Source organism: Pontibacter harenae (assembly GCF_020907245.1).
Lineage (GTDB): Bacteria > Bacteroidota > Bacteroidia > Cytophagales > Hymenobacteraceae > Pontibacter > Pontibacter harenae.
The window spans coordinates 105,148-123,382 of record NZ_JAJJWH010000005.1; the positions used below are offsets into that span (position 1 = coordinate 105,148).

The following is an 18,235-nucleotide window of genomic DNA, read 5'->3' on the forward strand; positions in this document are numbered from 1 at the left end:
AATCGCTGGGCTTTCCTTTTTTACACTCAACTGAATTGAAATAGTGTTTTAAATCACACTTGGCAATGCTCTAGGATTTTACCAAACCCATTGTGAGTTTGTTTCCCTGTTCCTGTTGTTAAGCTTAAATCCTAAAACTACTTCATGGCTGCCCGCGCTGTATTTATTTAGCTCAGAAGTGGTGAAGTCGTAGGAGTAGGCTAGGTCGAAGAGGTCGCCTATGCTGGCACCAGCCAGGACAGCCACCGCATCTTGATGGCGGTACGAAAGGCCTGCCCAGTACTTCTGGTCATACATCAGCTTTGCGTTTAAATCCAGTGCCACTGCGGAGGTGCTTGTTTTCTTCAACATAAGCGACGGGACAAAGGCTAGCTCTTTGCTGAAGTGCATACGCATACCAGCCGTAGCATAGTAGTGCGCCTGTCGCAACCTGTGGAACTGTGCAGCGTCGCCGTTGCCCTGCTGCGCCGGGTCCTGCTTGTCAGGCACTAGTTGCGTACCTGATAAACCGATGTAAAAATCAGGACTGTACAACCAGAAACCAACACCTAAATCCAGCTTAGCAGTGTTAGGTACAGCGCCAGTCAGGTAAGCATCGTTGGTATCGAAATAAATGGCATCGCCTGTTTTAACGCTATAGTTCGAGAGGCCTGTAGATATACCGCTCGATAGGTTGATGTAGCGAGAAATTGGCAGGTGGTAAGCATAGCTCACGTTAAACGTGCTGGTGTTTAGTAAGCCTGCTTTGTCTACCTGCGCAAACATACCGATACCGTGGTGCGGCGATACAGATCGCAGGCTGTTTTTGTTTGTAAACCCGTACCTGTTTATCCTTCTGGACTTCGGGTTACTCGTTCGGCGTGGCTGCCCGAGCATGGTGTGGGCAGACGCATAAAAGCTTTTCGGTGCCCCCTCTAGTCCTATCCATTGGGCTCTGTAGCCTGTCCTAATATCGGCATAGTTTTCTATGCCGCCCACCGCTGGGTTGTGCAGGTAGTTGTTTAGTACGTATTGTGAGTACTGCGGACGTTGTTGTGCCATGGCAGCGCCTACGCTTAAAACAAAAGCTATGATAGTGGTAATTGTTAAGTTCTTCTTCATGGCGCTGTTATTTTACAAGTGTTACACTTCCTGAAATCGGTTTATCCTGGTCCGTAAGGCGGATGATATAGTAATAAGCTGCCACTGGCAAGGCTTTACCGTTTTTGGTGCCGTTCCATGCCTCCTTATAGCCCTTCGACTCGAACACCTTTTCGCCCCAGCGGTTGTAAATTTCCACACTGCAGCTTGGGTAGTATTCAATGTTCTTAATGATGAACTTGTCGTTATGGTCGTCGCCGTTGGCGGTAATCACGTTGGCTGGAATAACAGAGTACAGTACCGTTACCGTAACTTCTGCTTCAGCAGTACAGCCTTCTGCTGTTGTAACCGTAACCTTGTAAGTGGTAGTCTTGGTAGGGCTGGCTGTTGGTGTGGCGCTGTTTGCATCAGAAAGACCCTCAGCAGGTGACCAACTATAGCTTACACCTCCCTGAGCCTCTAACTGCACCGACTCACCTTCCTGAATTGTTACATCACCGCTTACTATAGCTTTTGGCATTACTACTATGGCTTTTACCTCCAGGCGGCTAGCGCTGCTGCAGTTATTCTCATTGATGGTTTGCACATAATAACTGGTGCTGGCACTAAGGGCAGGCGTTGTAAAGCTGGTGCCTGTAAACAGCTTGTTACCTCCCTGTGTCGCATCGTACCATTCAACTGTAACATTAGCGGCTACTGTAGCTGTAAAGGTAACAGAACTGCCAGGGCAGGTGCTAACATCGGCTACAGTTGGTAAAGCTGGCTGCGGTAACACGTCAATCTTAACAGCGGCACTGGTGCTCTCGTGGCAATCGCCAGAGCTAACCACACGCTTAAACCAAGTCGTTTGCGAAAGGGCCGTAGACTGGTAATCGATTGTGTTGTTGGTGCCTGAGGCAGGAGCGAAACCTGCGTTGGCGCTCTCTGTGCTCATCAACCAAAGGTAAGTGTACTTGCCGCTGGCACCTGTAGGAGCAGCGCCTGTAAGTGTAGCTAACTGACCGCCGCAGATGCTTTGGTTGCTTGCTGCAATCGTGTTGTTCTGGATCGGATCGTTTGGTACTACTTCGATCTTCACCTCGTTGCTGGCAAGTTCTCCGCATAAATCTGATACAATTACTCTGCGGAACCAGGTAGTTTGCTGCAGTGCTGCAGGCTGATAATCGGCTTTGTCTGCACTTGCGATGGTAGTGAAAGAGGTACCATTCAAGCTCATCTCCCAACGGAAAGTATAGGTTTGCACTGTGTCAGCTGGCGTGTCTCCTGTAACAGGAGCAGGGGCAGTGTTGTAGCAAACTTCAGCTGATGTGGTTGCTATGCTGTTGCTGGCAATCGGCTGTACCACTTTCACCTCCACTACATTCGACTCTTGGCTGCAACCTCCTGTGTGGGCCATTCTTCGGAACCAGGTGCTGTTGCTCAGGTTGCCAGGGCTGTAGCTTGCTGCTGTAGCGCCTTGAATATTGCTGAAGTCGCTGCCGTCGCTGCTGCTTTGCCACTGGAACGTATACTGGTTGTCGTTGCCAGCCTTAGCGCTTGTGCTGCCTAAGGTGGCCGCTGTTGCGCCTGCACATATAGTTTGTGCGCCTGCTAGCTGGTTCACGATTGGCTTGCGTAGTTTAATTTCCACTACGTTACTGTAAAGTGCATCGCAGGTACCGCCTGTTACTTTACGGCGGAACCAGGTTGTTTTATTAAGCGCCTCAGGTTGGTAATCTGCTTCTGTAGCGCCCGCTATAGCTGTGTACGTACCGTTCGCGCCTGTCTCACTTTTCTCCCATTGGAAGCTATAGTCGCCGTTGCCTCCCGAAAGAGTAGCTGTAGTCAGGGCTTCTGCTGTTGCACCTACACATATTTCCTGATTTCCTGCGATGGTGTTTACGAGCGGCTGCGCTAGCTGTAATTCTATTGCTTCGGAGGTGCTGGTACAGGTAGCGGTTGTTACAACACGTTTAAACCAGGTTCGTTCGCTGATGCTCGTGGTATAGCTGGCCTCCGTAGCACCTGCTATTTCTGTAAAGCTGGTGCCGTCGCTGCTCATTAACCATTGATAATTATAGCTGCTGTTGGCTGGGCTGTCGCTGCTGAGCGTAAAGTTGGTGCCTACACAAACAGGAGCAACTGCTTTCAACACGTTATCGGCTATGGCTGGCGCAACCGTTATGGTTACAGTGTTACTAAACATCTCACCACAGTTGCCCGTTGTAATCACACGGCGATAAGTCCAGGTGCCAAGCGCTAAGGCTTCAGTTGGTTCATACTCTTCGGTGCTGGCTACTGTCTCAAATTCTCCTCCGTCCAGGCTGCGTTCCCAGCGGAAGGTCAAGCTGCTAACATCGCCATCTATAGGTTTGCTGCTGGTGAAGCGGCTCGGTACGCTGTTCTCGCAAAGGCTGGTGCTGGCAGTAGAGATCTCGTTCGTGATGCCAGGCACCACCTCTATCTCCACCACCTCGCTCACTAATTGCTGGCAAGCACCTGAACGAGCTATACGTCTGAACAGTACTGGTTCCGTAACAGGAGAGCTGAAAGTATAGCTTTGCTCGTCGTTCGTGCCTGGGGCAGGATTGAAGTTTGTCGCATCATCTGCCTGTGCCCACTGCCATTCGTATGTATAAGCTCCGCTTCCGCCTGTCGGCTCGGAGCCAGAAATCATGTTAGGTATAGCTCCTGCACAAACTGCGCCATCTGTATAGCTAATGCTGTTGTTGGCCAGCACAGGTTGTACTTCCACAAAAACAGTATTCGACATAGCCTCACAAGTTCCTGTGCGTACCTCACGGCGGAACCAGGTAGAGGTGCTAAGTGCAGCAGGAGTATAATCCTGAGCTGTTGCACCCTCAACTACTGTGAAACCTGTAATGCTGCTCTCGGTGCTGGCGTACCACTGATAGCTATAGTTGGCATCACCGTTTCCAGTTAATTCCGCAGGTGTGCCCGTGCCACAAAGGGTCTGGTCGCCCGAAATAGTGTTATTAGCCAGGGTGCTTCCTACTTCTATTGTCACTTCGTTCGAGATAGAGGTACATCCTCCTGAGCTAACCACTCTTCTGAAAGTAGTTGTTTGAACTAAGGCTGTCGGTGTATAATGCTGCTGATCATTCGTGCCCGCTGCTGCTGCAAAGGCTTCGTTGCCTGTGCGCTGTTCCCACACAATGCTATAGCTGCCGTTACCGCCTGAGATGCTACCAGTAACTTCACCCGCAGTTCCTCCTGTACAAATGGTTGCCATGGACGCTGCGATGCTGTTGCTGATGGCAGGAGCTATCGTTACGTTTACCGCAGCTTTCGGACCTGCACAGCCTAAGGCGTTTACAGCCTCTACATAGTAAGTGGCATCTGCATTTAAAACCGCTGTTTCGTAAGTCGCACCCGTGTGCAGCAAATGGCCGCTGGTGTTGTACCACTTGTAGCTTAGCCCCTGTGCTGGATTTGCAACAGCAAGCGAAGCAGTTTGGCCTGCACACGTAGTGGCGTCAGCTGCAACAGGGGCAACAGGCGTTGGTGTTACTTCTATTTTAATGACGTTAGATTCAGCGGTACATCCTTCTTCTGAGTAAACCACTCGCTTAAACCAGGTGGTTTGGTTAAGAGAAGTTGGCGTGTAGCTTTGGGAAACAGTGTCGGTTACAGACTCAAAGCCTGTGGTGGCACTGGTGGTGCTGGCGAACCATTCGTAGGTGTAAACACCGCGGCCTCCGCTTGGTTTGGCTCCCGTTAAGGTACCTGGTGAACCGCCTTCACAAACAGCTGCCTCTGGTGTTGTAATATTACCTGCTACCAATTCTGGCAACACTGTAGCCGTTACAGCACTACGGTTGCTCGTGCAAACTGACTCACCTGCAAGAACAGCCTCCACATAAAGCGTTGTAGTTACTGTCAGGCTTTCGATGGTGTAAGCAGTGCCTGTGGCTAAGACAGTGCTAGAGCTGTTGCTGCTGTACCAATTGTACGTATAAGCTTCATTAGCATCTTCTACAGATAAGGTTACACTGCCACCTGAACAGGCAGCCGCATTGGCTACCACTGGTGCTGCAGGAGCTGTTACAACTGTTACCTTTACTACATTGCTCACTGCTTCCTGGCAAGTAGCTCCTGATGCTTTTCTGCGGAACCAGGTGTCTTGCACAAAGCTGCCTGTCGGGTTGTAGTTCTGCGCGTTGTTTGTACCTGGAGCAGCTGTATAATCCGTGCCGTTTTGGCTAATCTCCCACACGTAAGTATAAGCGCCGCCGCCGTCAGTTGGTTTGGTACCCGTTATAGTGGTTGGGGTGCTGCCACTACAGATAATCTGCTCACCGCTGATGCTGTTGTTGGCCAAAGGTGGCGTTACTGTTACGGTAACTTCCGTACGATCACTTGTACAACCTGTAGCACTTGTAGCTTCAACATAATAAGTGCTGGTAGCCGTAAGATTAGCAGCTGTAAAGGTATCACCTGTATAAAGCAGGTCTCCTGTTTCGCTGTACCACTTGTAAGTATAAATACTGCTGGCTGTAGCTGTTAACGTTGCACTGCCGCCGCTGCAGGTGGTGGTCGTACCACTTATCTGTGGAGCCGCTGGCAGCATTTCTGTCTCAATCTTTACAATGTTAGATGCAGCTGAGCAAGTACCATCTTTTACTTCCCGCTTAAACCAGGTGGTTTGTGTAAGGGCAGTTGGCTTATAGTCTTTGGCTGTGGCACCGCTGATGGAGACAAAATCGTTTGGCGATCCTGTTGTGCTGGCAAACCACTGGTAAGTAAGGTCTTCTGAAGAAACATCATCTCCAGTGATCGTGCCTGGCGCTGTACCCACACAAACAGCCGTCTCTGTTGCCGTGATAGTACCGCCTGCCAACGCAGGATTTACCGTTACTATCACCTCTGTTTTGCTGCTGGTGCAATTGGTGGTGGCAGCTACAAAGTAAGAGGTAGAAGTAGTAAGGCCTTGAGTTGTGAAACGAGTTCCCGTACCCACTACTGCGCCTGTGGCATTGTACCAGGTATAGGTCGTGTTTCCAGATGGAGAGCTTACGCTTAGTTCCGTTGAAGCGCTGTAGCAGATGCTTGCATTAGCTACAACTGGAGCTTGTGGCGATGGCGCTACTGTTACCTTCACTACATTGCTTACATTTTCCTGGCAGCCTGCTGAAGTTACTTTTCTTCTGAACCAGGTGTCTTGAATAAGAGCTGCGGAAGGTGTATAGTTCAGTTCATCTGTTGTGCCTGTCGCAGTGGAGAAGTCTATTCCGTTTTGGCTGCTCTCCCACAGGTAAGTATAGTCTCCGCTTCCGCCATTAGGTGTAGTGCCTGTTAAAGCTGCCGCTGCAGCACCGTTGCAGATGGTTTGGTTTCCGCTGATGCTGTTGCTGCTGATAGCAGGCGTTACAGTAACGGCTACAGCTGTTCTTTCTGAGCTGATGCAGCCATTGCTGTTTACTGCTTCTACAAAATAAGTGACAGAGACAGTGAGAACTGGCGTGGTAAAGGCTTGGCCTATGTGCAGCAGGTTGCCCGCTGTGTTATACCAGTTATAAGTATCTTCTGTGGCCGTAGCAGTTAATGTTGTCGAGCTGCCACTGCAGATGCTTGTCAGGCCACTAACTTGTGGAGTGGCTGGCAGCGTTATTACCTCCACTTTTACCACATTTGATCCAGTTTCGCAGCTACCAGTGCTGATCTCTCGCTTAAACCAAGTTGTCTGGCTCAGGTTTCCTGGGGCATAGTCTTTAGCAGTAGCCGCGCCGATGGCTGTGAAACCTGTGCTGTTACCTTCTGTGCTGGCAAACCATTGATAAGTAAAGTTGTTGTTGCCATCTCCAACCAATACAGCAGCTTCGGTTCCTAAACAGATAGTTTGATTGCCTGAGATGCTGTTGCTGGCGATGCCTGGAGTGACAGTTATGGTTACTTCGTTTGATACAGTTTCGCAACTCGCAGAGCTAACTTTTCTTCTGAAAGTGGTTGTCTGCTGCAGTGTGCCTGGTGCGTAGGCCTCAGCGGTATTTGTACCTGTGGCAGGCTCGAAATTGCCGTTGCCAATACGCTGCTCCCATAAAATAGTATATGTGCCGTCGCCACCCACCAGGTTACCTTCTATAGTGCCTGCGTTGCCGCCTTGGCATAAAATAGGAGTGGAAGCGGTAATGGTATTTGTTAAGGCAGGAGTCACAGTTACTGTCGCCTCTGCCCTTGGGCTAATACAGCCTGTGGCATTTTCTGTCTCTACTGTATAACTGGTAGTAGAAGAGAGAGCAGGAGTTGTAAAGCTGGTACCCGTATAAACTAATTCTCCTGCTGCATTAAACCAACGGTGCGTGCCGCCTGAGTTGCTTACAGTAAGTATGGTGCTGCTGCCCTGGCAGATTTCAGTTGTGCCTGCTATAGTAGGAGCAATTGGCTGCTGCTCTACTGCTACCTGCACTACATTAGATTCTGACTCACATTCACCTGACGTTACTATTCTTTTGAACCAGGTGTTCTGGTTTAAAGCCTCTGGTGTGTATGTTTCGGTAGAGGCTACTAAGGTAAAGCCTGTGGTGGCGCTACTGGTGCTGGCAAGCCACTGGTAAGTATAGCTGCCGTTGCCGCCTCTAGGTGCTTCACCTAATAACGTTCCAGGAGTTGTTCCGCTGCAAATTTCAGCTTGAGGTGAAGTAACGGTGCCGCCAGCTAATGCAGGATTTACGGTAACCGTTACTTCTGTGCGGCTGCTGGCACAGTTGGCAGTTCCTGTTGAAGAAGCCTCTGCATAGTATGTAGTTGTAGCTGAAAGTGCAGGCGTGGTAAAGGTTGTAGCGGTTTCTAAAAGTGTGCCGCTGTTGCTGTACCATTTGTATACAACTCCGTTTGCTGGGGAAGTAACTTGTAAGGTGGCTGTAGCACCTTCGCATACAGTAGCGTTGGCTACAACTGGGGCTTCCAAAGCTGATGCAACTGTAATTTTTATGGTGTTGCTGCTAACTTGCTGACAATTGGCAGAACGCACGGTTCTTCTGAACCACATGTTTTGTGTTACGGCTCCGAGAGGTGTGTAGTGCTGCTCATTATTGGTTCCTGCGGCATCTGCAAAGTCAGTTCCGTTTTGGCTTGCTTCCCACAGATATGTAAAGTTTCCGTTTCCGCCTGTTGGTGTGCTGCCTGTTAAAGTTGCTGATGTGCTGCCGCTACAGATGGTCTGCTCACCGCTGATCGTGTTGTTTGCAACGGCAGGTATAACGATAACAGATACTGTAGTTGAAGCGCTTTCACAACCAGTGCTGTTCTGTGCTACAACTGTGTAGGTGGTGCTTGTACTTAAAGCTGGAGTTTCGAAAGCTGTACCTGTGTTCACAAGCGAGCCCGCCGTATTGTACCACTTGTAAGTTAGGTTTTGGATCGAACTTGTAACTGTAAGTGAGGCGGTTTGGTTTGCGCAGATGCTGGCGTTTGCTACAACAGGTGCTACAGGTGCATCCACAACTTCAATCTTCTCTGCGCTTGACTCTATCGTGCATTTGCCAGAAGTTACAGTGCGTTTAAACCAGGTTGTTTCATTTACAGCTGCTGACGTGTAATTGGCTCCTGTGGCGTTAGGTATAGCGTTAAAACCTGCTGTTGCACCTGTTTTGCTGGCGTACCATTGGTAGGTATAGTTGCCATTGCCACCAGTTGGAGTTTCTCCTGTAATAGTACCAGGTGCTGTTCCTTTGCATACAGCGGCAACAGGTGCGGTAATCTGGTCTCCTGCTGTAAGAGGAGGCGTAACAGTTACAACTACCTCTGTTCTGTTGCTAGTGCAGGCAGTTGCTCCAGAAGCAACTGCTTCAACATAATAGCTGGTAGAAGCATTAAGAGCAGGTGTGTTAAAATTGGAACTAGTGTGGATAGCCTGGCCGCTGGTGCTGCTGGTGTACCATTTATAGCTTACACCATCGCTTACGTTTTCTACAGACAATGTTACGCCTGCACCAGCACAAACAGAAGCATTTGCTACCACTGGTGCAGCTGGTAACGGTGCTACCGTTATTTTAATTAAGCCGCTAACAGATTCTTGGCAAAACTGACCCTTTACTTTTCTGCGGAACCAGGTGTTTTGGGTAAAGCTACTCGAAGGGTTGTAATCTTGGGTATTGTTAGTGCCAGGGGCAGCTGTAAAGTCGGTGCCGTTGGTACTAACTTCCCACAGATATGTATAGGCACCTGCTCCGCCAGTTGGCTCAGAACCTGTAAGCGTTGCCGCTACATTTCCGTTGCAGATGGTTTGGTTTCCGCTAATGGTATTATTTGCAACAGGTGGTACCACAGAAATGGTAACAGTTGCTGCTGTACCCTCACAACCTGTTTCGTTTACGGCCACTACAGTATAGGTCGTGTTGGCAACTAGGGCAGGTGTGGTGAAAGTAGCTCCTGTAAAAGCTAAGTTATCTTCTTTATACCACTTATAGGTATTTCCGTTTCCTGAGGCAGTTAAGGTAGTAGTACTACCGCTGCAGATGGTTGTAGTTCCTACTACTTGTGGGGCAGTAGGTAAGCTGGTTACCTCCACTTTTATCACGTTCGATTCTGCGGTGCACTCACCTGACACTATAGTGCGTTTGAACCAGGTGGTTTGTGCAGGAGCAGTCGGAGTGTAGTCTTTAGAAGTAGCGTTGGCAATGGCTGAAAAGTCTACTGAGTTGGTGCTGCTGTACCATTGGTAGCTGTAGGTGCTGGCTCCGTTGCCTGTTAGTGTACTTGGGGTGCTGCCAGGGCAGATGCTTTGGCTTCCTTGTATACTGTTGCTGGCGATGGCTGGTGTTACGTTGATGGTTACTTCATTCGATACACTGGAGCAGCTACCAGAACTAACTTTTCTTCTGAAGGTAGTTGTCTGGTATAGTACGCCTGGTGTATAGTCTGCTTGTGCATTATCGCCAGGAGCAGCTGTGAACGTGTTGTTACCAGTTTTCTGTTCCCAAACAATTGTGTATGTGCCGTTGCCGCCTGTTAAGGAGCCGCCAATAGTTCCTGGGGCTTCGCCTTCACAAATGCTGGCTTTAGCTACTGCAACAGTGTTAACTAGAGCAGGAGTAACAGATACAGCCACTTCGGTTTTTAGACTGATACAGCCACTGGCGCTTTCAGCTTCAACAAAAAAGCTGGTGCTGGCTGAAAGAGCTGAGGTAGCGAAAGTGGTGCCTGTATGAACCTGAGAGCCATTGGAGCTGTACCAGCGGTATGTATAACCTGATGAAGCTGTGACAGACAAAGTAGTAGATGAACCACTGCAAATAGAAACTGTACCTGCTACAACAGGTGCTGCTGGTAAGGCTTCCACATTTACTTTCACCACATTAGACTCAGCTGTGCACTCTCCAGAGCTAGCTACCCTTTTAAACCAGGTAGTTGCGCTCAGGCTTTCTGCTGTGTAATCTGCTGCTGTTGCTTGGCTTATTTCTGCGAAACCTGCTGTGCTGCTTGTGGTGCTGCTGTACCATTGGTAAGTATAGTTGCCATTTCCGCCTGTGGCTGCCGATCCTGTTAATTTGCCTGGTGAAGTATCTGTACAGATAGTTGCCTTTGGTGTGCTTATACTTCCTGCTGCCAATGCTGGCGTTACGGTAACAGTTGCTTCAGTTCTGCCGCTGGTGCATTGAGAGGTTGTGAAAGCCTGTACAAAGTAAGAAGTGGTGGCTTGCAAGGCAGGAGTCGTATAGCTGATTCCTGTGGCAAGTTCCAGTCCTCCAGCGTTGTACCATTTGTAAGTAATGCCTGCTGCTGCATTGCTGACTGTTAGTTGTGCCGTAGCACCTGAGCAAATGGCAGTATTGGTTACTATAGGTGCATCAGGCAGAGGTGCTACGGTAACTTTAACTTCAGCACTAACGCTTTCCTGGCAGGTTCCGCTACTTACCTTTCTTCTGAACCAGGTATCTTGAGTAAGAGCTGAGGAAGGTTTATAGTTTAGTTCATCTGATGTGCCTGTTGCAGTGGAGAAATCTGTTCCGTTCTGGCTTACCTCCCATTGATAGGTATAGTTGCCGCTTCCGCCAGCAGGCTGTGAGCCTGTAAGAGTAACTGGGGTAGCGCCGCTGCAGGTGGTTTGGTTTCCGCTGATGCTGTTGTTGCTGATAGCAGGCGTTACAGTAATAGCTACAGCTGTTCTTTCTGAGCTGATGCAGCCATTGCTGGAAAAAGCCTCTACATAATAAGTGGAGTTACTGGTGTAGTTGCTCTTAGCGTAAGTATTTCCTGCATGGAAAGCTGTTCCGCCAGTAGCTACTGTGTACCAATTGTAAGTAAGGCCTGCTTCTGGCGCAGTTACTTCTAAAGTGGCGCTGTTGCCAGTGCAAATGGTAGCACTAGCAAGCTGGGGTGCCGCAGGAATAGCAAAGATAGTAACGAGCTGCTCCGTTTCTGTGGAAGTGCCACACTCGTTACGAACGCTTAATTTAATAGTATAAGTACCTGCTGAGGGAAAAGAGATGTTTGGAGACGCAGAACTGGCTGAGGTGCCTCCTGTAAAACTGGCATCTTTATCCACCGCCCAGGTATAGGCATTGATGCTGCCACCGTTTGAGTTGAACACAGGCTTGTGCTTGCTGTCGGTGCCGTTGAACGTTAGCGTCTGTGGGCCGCAGTAACTCTGGCTGGCAGGTAAGACTGCTGTTGGCTCACCTTTGATAGTAATCTGTTTAGACGTTTGGGTGTCGTAGCAGTTATTAGATTTGGTAGTCAGGGTAATGGTATAGGTGCCTTCTTTTGAAAACCTGAATGTTGGATTTGAGCTTGTCAGGGTTCCGCTGCTAAGGGTGTAGTTAGTGGCAGGAGAAACAGCCCAGCTATATCCGATGGCGTTCGTAGAGCTGTTGGTCATAGCCACATCGGTGTTTTTACAAAAAGAGGTGGCATTAGCAGGTGTAGAGAAACTCGCTACTGGCGGCGGTAGCACAACAAACTTTTTAGTTACAACACGCGATCCACAGTTAGGAGTACTAACCATCAAGCTTACATCATACTCTCCAGGAGTTGAAAATTTAACGCTTGCATTTTCCCAGTTTTCATCCAGAGATACTAACGTCCAGCCTTGGGCGGGCGAAATGCTTCCCGCATAAGTAACACTGCAGTTCTGTTCCTTAGAAGTAGTATTTGTAAAGTAAACCGTTTCGCCCACACAAATATTTAACTTGCCTGTGCTGAACGTGAAATTTGGAATGGCCTGCTTGCTGATCACAATACCTGTTGCTTTTGCCACAGGCGAGGTGCCGCACTCGTTTTCGGCTGTACCCGTTAAAGTAAATGCTCCGTTGGGCTTGCTGCAGGAACTGCTGGTAAAGGTGTGGGTGATGGCGGCTGGTAACGTTTCCTGAGTAAACTCATACGGAGCAGAGCCATCGTCAAAAGAAAAGGTGTATTTTGTTCCAGCTGTGTTGCCCTGGTAGTTACTTAACGGGAAACTATAAGTTACAGAGGGAGCCTCGGGTGTTAAGCATGCTGTAGTGCTGGCAGGCTTGCTGATGGAAAAGCTAGGAGTTCTGGAGTTGATAACCGTGTAGTACTTTGTGCCTACGCAGTTGCCGTTACGGCCACCTAAAGCCGAAACACTTAGTATAAACTTTCCTAGGGTAGTGTAGGTATGTGTGGCAGTTGTATAAGAGGCGGGTAAGGTTTGCGTGCTTCCATCGCCCCAGTTTATAGTATAGCCAACGTTAGAATCTTTGGTGGTAGACATGTTCACCACCGTTAATTTATAACTTGAGTTTGTAGCTGTACCGCAGTTCATGAAGGGAGTATCTGTGGTAGTAGCATCTGCTATGGTAGGGTCAGGCATGTTGCCTACCGTAATGTTCATGACCTTCGTGCTTGTACAGCCTGAGACATCTGTTACTGTTAATTTAACAGCAAACGTTTGGCTACCTGTTGATAGCCCGAAAGCATTAAATTCGTGGTTCGGGTTCTTGTCGCTGCTGGTGTTAAAATCTCCAGCGGCAGGGTCTCCAAAATCCCAGGCATACTTTACAATATTACCCGATGACTGGTCTACGAAAATAACCTTTCCGTTACAGCCGCCTGCCATGTTGTACTTGAAGTCTGCTACAGAGCTGCAGGTTTGTGAAAAGGCATTGTTAAAGGTGTTGCACAGCAGAAATAATGTGCATAGCAGTGGTAGAATTTTCTTCATATAAACCTGTTTCCCGTTTTGATATAAATATTAGCTAATGTTCTGGGTTGATAAAATTGTACTTATACTATTTGTATTTTAAACATTATTAACATCTGTAAAGAATGAAATAGGTTAGGTGAAATTTGTAGTAAATACAGATAGTGTGTACAATTGATGAATCAAAGTTAGTAGAATACAGCTGTATTAAAAGCTATCTATGTATTAGTTAATGATGATTTAAAGCAGGTTGTGTTAGGTTGTTGAAAATGAGTTATAACTTCAAAAATTAATTTTAAATAAAAGTGATATTGTACTAAATTTATAATGGAAGGAAAGTATTGTGCTGCTGATGGATCAATGGAATAGCATTAAAAACGTGCTTGTAATTGAAAGTGTGGTATTTTAGAAGGTGTATCAGATAAGTTGGCTGAATAGAGATTTTGATATCAAGGCTACAAGGTAATCTCTGCAAGAGCATGCAGGCCGATAGTTTATAAATAGCTAAAACCAGCCAGAATGCACGCTGTGCCTCTGAATATTCGTTAGAGTCTTCTGTTCTGGAATTAAGCAGTTGCTCTTATGTAGTTTAGATATGTGCTGGCAGGGCCAGTTAATCTCAGGATGAAGGAACTAGTATTTCATACTCTACCACTTAAGGGATGGTGGCTGGCTAGTTCTGATTGAAAAGAGCAGGAGAATGTACTCATCTTGTCGCTAAACGAAGGTAGAAAATACAATACTTTCAATGCTCCTATATGTCTGTATTGCCTTAGAAACAGTTTAATTCTGCTTACTTTCTGATAGGAATAGACTGTTTTTTTTTAAGCTGCTGAGGTGAACGTTTGTTGCGGGAACTAATATAGTATAAGGCGAAGCCCGACAGAATAGTTACTACACCTATAACAGAGAAAATACGCAGCAACAGATTTCCGAAATTATCACGGTTTTGATAATCCATGGTGTGTAGCATCCAGAAGAAGTCGAATACTCGCCATTTGTTATTTCTGAAACTCATAACCTCTCCGCGCTCAGCCGCCACATAAACTGTTGTGTTGGTAGGGTGGTCCATGGTAACGGCATAGGCAGGCAAGGGGCTTTCGCGGTATTCGTGATGGTTACCTACATGGCCAGCCGTAAGGTGTTCTACCTGCTTTACCTGTACTTGTCCTGTAAAACTAGTAAGAGCCATATGTGTGGCCTCTTCCTGGTTAAGCATCGGTCTTAACTTACCTGTAGCAGCTGATGCTAATTGGGTGTGAGGCATAGGCATGCCATCATGCTGCATAAAGTATACGATCTGGTAAACAGGCTCACCCAGTACGTTAATCAGTTTTATAGATTTAACAGAATCTGGCTGCGGTAGCTGTTGCAGTATCTGCTGCGGCGAAACCAGGTTCATGTTCACGCTGAAATTGGCAGGAGCTTTTCGTTGGTGATCTCCGTGAATTTCGTCTATGTCGCTCCAACTAAAGTATAAGCCACCCATGGTCCAGAATAAGAACTGTATGCCCGTTAGCAGGCCCAGATAACGGTGCGTTTTTCGGATGCGGAGATGAGTTTTTCGTTTCATGCGCTAGGAGTGATAGCTGTAAAAGTACTAGTTTTTCACAAAAGTGGTACACGACTATATAACATCTGCTGGAGAGAACAACATAACCTACCTGTAGTGCCGCATGATGGCGTAGGGGAAGGGTGCCCACAATGCCGCTTTTGCGCCAGCAGCTTTCAGGCCTTGGTTTACCCAATTGTTGCAGTTCTTCAAGAGGTAGAACTTTCTATGGGCCTCATAAAAGTTATCATCCCCTGTATACCCTGCCCCTTCAATTAGCATAAACCCTCCGTTTTCGCTTTGGAAGGATGTTAAGACGTAACGCACCAGTTCTTGATACTGCTCGGGCGATAATTTTATGGGGAGTTGGTATTTGTTGGGTATGAGCGGGTTTTCGATATACTCTACGTGCATGGCAGTTTTGGTGGGCCATAAAGCGGCGGAAATTGCCACGCCAGGTGTTAAGTCTTTCCATTCAGGTGTTTCGATATAGAAGCGCCTGTCGCCCCACCCGAAAGCAACATGTGAGTCGCTGTTGTTGGCAGTGGCGAAATGGTGGAGCGGTAGCTTAGTGCGCCAGTCTATGTGTGGGGTAGCAATAGGCAGTACCAGATCGGTATGCACGCCATTGGAGGTGACGAATATTTCAACAGAATCCTGTTGTGCTGCCTGCGCAAAGCCTTCGTTTGCTGCAAAGCTGCTCAATATAAAGCCTAGCACAAAGAAGAGCAGGCTAATCCCTAGCAGTACGAGCACTACCCATTTAATGAAATTAGCTACTTTTTTGACTGAAGCATACATATGTTTACATACGGAACTTGCCTGAAGTACAGTGCCTTCATTTAAATAGGATTTGTCAAAATCAGCATTTTTGCGCAGATTGTGCTCTTCTTTTATATAACATCTCTATATCCACCAAACTAATCATGATAAATACCTTAAAGCGACTCTTCGCTTTTAGTTTGCTGCTACTAAATGTACAACTTGCATGGGCACAGCAATTACAAACACCAGCTCAGTTTCAGGGCTACCAACTAGGGAAACAGTTTACCACGCATGCGCGCATCGTAGACTATGTACAGTACTTGGCAGCACAGGCACCAAATCGTATAAAAGTAGAAGAATACGGCCGTACTTACGAAGGGCGCCCGCTTTTACTGGCTTATGTAGCTTCTGATGAGAACCTGCAGCGCCTAGAACAGATACGCGAAAATAACCTGCGACAGGCGGGCGTGCTTAACGGACAGGTGCAGGGAGACCAGCCTGCTGTTGTTTGGCTAAGCTACAATGTGCACGGTAACGAATCGGTAAGCTCAGAGGCCGTAATGCAGGTGCTTTACGATTTAGTCAACCCTGACAACGCGCAGAGCAAGAAATGGCTGCAGAACACCGTTGTGCTGCTAGACCCTTGCGTGAACCCCGACGGGCGCGAGCGTTATGTGCAGTGGTACAAGCAGGCGTCTAACCAGGGTGGAAATGCCTCGCCTTATGCCTGGGAACACTACGAGCCGTGGCCAGGAGGCAGACCAAACCACTACTACTTCGACCTTAACCGCGATTGGGCCTGGCAGACACAAATTGAATCGAAGCAGCGCCTGGAGCGCTACAACAACTGGCTGCCACAGGTGCATGCCGATTTCCATGAAATGGGAGCAGAGTCGCCTTATTACTTCTCGCCAGCGGCCCGTCCGTTTCACGAAAGTATAACCCAGTGGCAGCGTCAGTTTCAGAACACGATAGGAGATTATAATCGTCAGTATTTTGATAAAAACAACTGGCTGTACTTTACACGCGAAAACTTTGATTTGCTTTATCCTAGCTACGGCGATACTTGGCCTACCTACAATGGAGCCATTGGCATGACGTATGAGCAAGGTGGTTCTGGCCGAGCAGGTTTGGCTTACAAAAAGCAAGATGGCGATACCCTTACATTAGTAGATCGTATTGCGCACCACGTGGCAGCCAGTAAAGCAACTATACAGGCATCATCCGAAAAGGCAGATCAGCTGAAACAGGAGTTTCAGAAGTACTACCAGAATGGCCTTAAAAACCCAGCAGGTGACTACAAGACCTTTGTGTTAAAATACAGCGACAGAAGCGCTGGTAACATCAAAGCATTGGTCGACTACCTCGACCGCCAGGGAATTAAGTATGGCTACGCAGGTAAGAACACTTCTGCCAAAGGCTATAACTATAGCACAGGTAAAGAAGAAAGTATACGTGTGGGCGAAAACGATATGGTTGTGAGCATGTACCAACCTAAGTCTACTTTGGTGAAAGTACTGTTTGAGCCAAACACAGGCCTGGAGGATTCTATTACCTATGACATTACTTCCTGGGCTATTCCTTATGCCTATGGTATTCAGGCTTATGCCCTGAAGAACAGTATAGAGCCAGGAAAAACACAGTTAGCACAGCAAGCTGCGCCAGCCATTGCCACAGAACGACCATATGCTTACCTGGCCCGCTGGACCAATCTACAGGACCTCAAGTTCCTGACAGAGCTGATGAAGCAGGACGTGAAGGTGCGTATGGCGGAAAAAGCTTTTGAAATTGATGGCGCCAAATACGAGCCTGGTACTTTAATTATTACGAGAACAGGAAACGAACGCTTGAATAACTTTGATACTTTAGTTCGTGACTTGGCAAAGCAATATGACATTGCACTGGGCGCAACAACTACTGGTTTTGTTAGCAGCGGTTCCGATTTTGGCTCTAGCGGTGTTCGTTACCTGAAAATGCCGAAAGTAGCCTTGCTTTCAGGCGAGGGTGTTTCTCCTTATGGCTTCGGCGAAATATGGCACTACTTCGAGCAGCAGATTGGTTACCCTGTTACGGTGCTAAACACTTCTTATTTCAACTCAGTGCCTTTAAATGAGTTTGACGTGCTGATCTTGCCTGGTGGTTCTTACGGACAAATCCTGAATGAGCAGAAACTGGAGCAGGTGCAAAGCTGGGTTAGAGCTGGCGGTAAGCTTATAGCACTAGAAAGCGCAGCAGGCTTCCTGGCTGGTAAGAAAGGCTTCAACTTACAGAAAAAATCAGACGGCGATGAGGCTAAGTCTAAAGACAAAGAGAAGAACGAAAGCCCATACGCAAACCTGCGTAGCTACGGCAACCGTGAGCGCGAAGCCCTTAGCGACGAAACACAAGGTAGTATCTATCAGGTAGACCTAGACAAGACACATCCACTAGCTTTTGGCTACGGCGATTCTTACTATGCTCTTATCCGATCAGCCGATACTTTCTCTTACCTGGAAAATGGCTGGAATGTAGGTGTTCTGAAAAAGGATAACTATAGGACAGGTTTTGTGGGTGCCAACGTGAGAAAGAAACTACAGGATGCACTTATACTCGGAACGCAGGATATGGGCCGCGGTCAGGTAGTTTACATGGCCGACAACCCACTTTTCAGAGCTTTCTGGCACAGCGGCAAATTGCTGTTTGGTAATGCTGTATTTGTAGTAGGACAGTAACTAAACATCCTAAACACTTCGATA

At 47.8% G+C, this 18,235-nt stretch carries 5 protein-coding genes; 1 reads left to right on the plus strand and 4 read right to left on the minus strand.

Features of this window, described 5'->3' with window-relative positions:
* Positions 1 to 78: 78 nt before the first annotated feature.
* The 4 genes from LN893_RS04475 to LN893_RS04490 all read right to left on the minus strand — a co-directional run bounded on the left by LN893_RS04475 (position 79) and on the right by LN893_RS04490 (position 15,536).
* Entirely contained in the window at positions 79 to 1,101 is a 1,023-nt protein-coding gene (locus tag LN893_RS04475; protein WP_229968600.1) for a PorP/SprF family type IX secretion system membrane protein, read from the minus strand.
* A 7-nt stretch (positions 1,102 to 1,108) separates the two neighbouring features.
* Positions 1,109 to 13,204, minus strand: coding sequence for a DUF8696 domain-containing protein (locus tag LN893_RS04480; protein ID WP_229968601.1), 12,096 nt, complete (start codon positions 13,202 to 13,204; stop codon positions 1,109 to 1,111).
* A 772-nt stretch (positions 13,205 to 13,976) separates the two neighbouring features.
* Entirely contained in the window at positions 13,977 to 14,756 is a 780-nt protein-coding gene (locus tag LN893_RS04485; protein ID WP_229968602.1) for a PepSY domain-containing protein, read from the minus strand.
* Between the two features lie 87 nt (positions 14,757 to 14,843).
* On the minus strand, positions 14,844 to 15,536 hold the full coding sequence (locus tag LN893_RS04490) for a TIGR02117 family protein (protein WP_229968603.1): 693 nt from the start codon (positions 15,534 to 15,536) through the stop codon (positions 14,844 to 14,846).
* Positions 15,537 to 15,661: 125 nt separating this feature from the next.
* On the opposite strand from LN893_RS04490, the gene LN893_RS04495 reads away from it, so the two are divergent.
* The gene (locus tag LN893_RS04495) at positions 15,662 to 18,211 is read left to right on the plus strand and encodes a M14 family zinc carboxypeptidase (protein WP_229968604.1); all 2,550 of its coding nucleotides are present in this window, start codon (positions 15,662 to 15,664) and stop codon (positions 18,209 to 18,211) included.
* The last annotated feature ends 24 nt before the right edge of the window (positions 18,212 to 18,235 follow it).

What these genes read in the sequence shown, in the direction of transcription:
- LN893_RS04485 (WP_229968602.1), bottom strand. Translation starts at nt 14,756, where the DNA reads ATGAAACGAAAAACTCATCTCCGCATCCGAAAAACGCACCGTTATCTG.
- LN893_RS04495 (WP_229968604.1), top strand. Translation starts at nt 15,662, where the DNA reads ATGATAAATACCTTAAAGCGACTCTTCGCTTTTAGTTTGCTGCTACTA.
- LN893_RS04490 (WP_229968603.1), bottom strand. Translation starts at nt 15,536, where the DNA reads ATGTATGCTTCAGTCAAAAAAGTAGCTAATTTCATTAAATGGGTAGTG.
- LN893_RS04475 (WP_229968600.1), bottom strand. Translation starts at nt 1,101, where the DNA reads ATGAAGAAGAACTTAACAATTACCACTATCATAGCTTTTGTTTTAAGC.
- LN893_RS04480 (WP_229968601.1), bottom strand. Translation starts at nt 13,204, where the DNA reads ATGAAGAAAATTCTACCACTGCTATGCACATTATTTCTGCTGTGCAAC.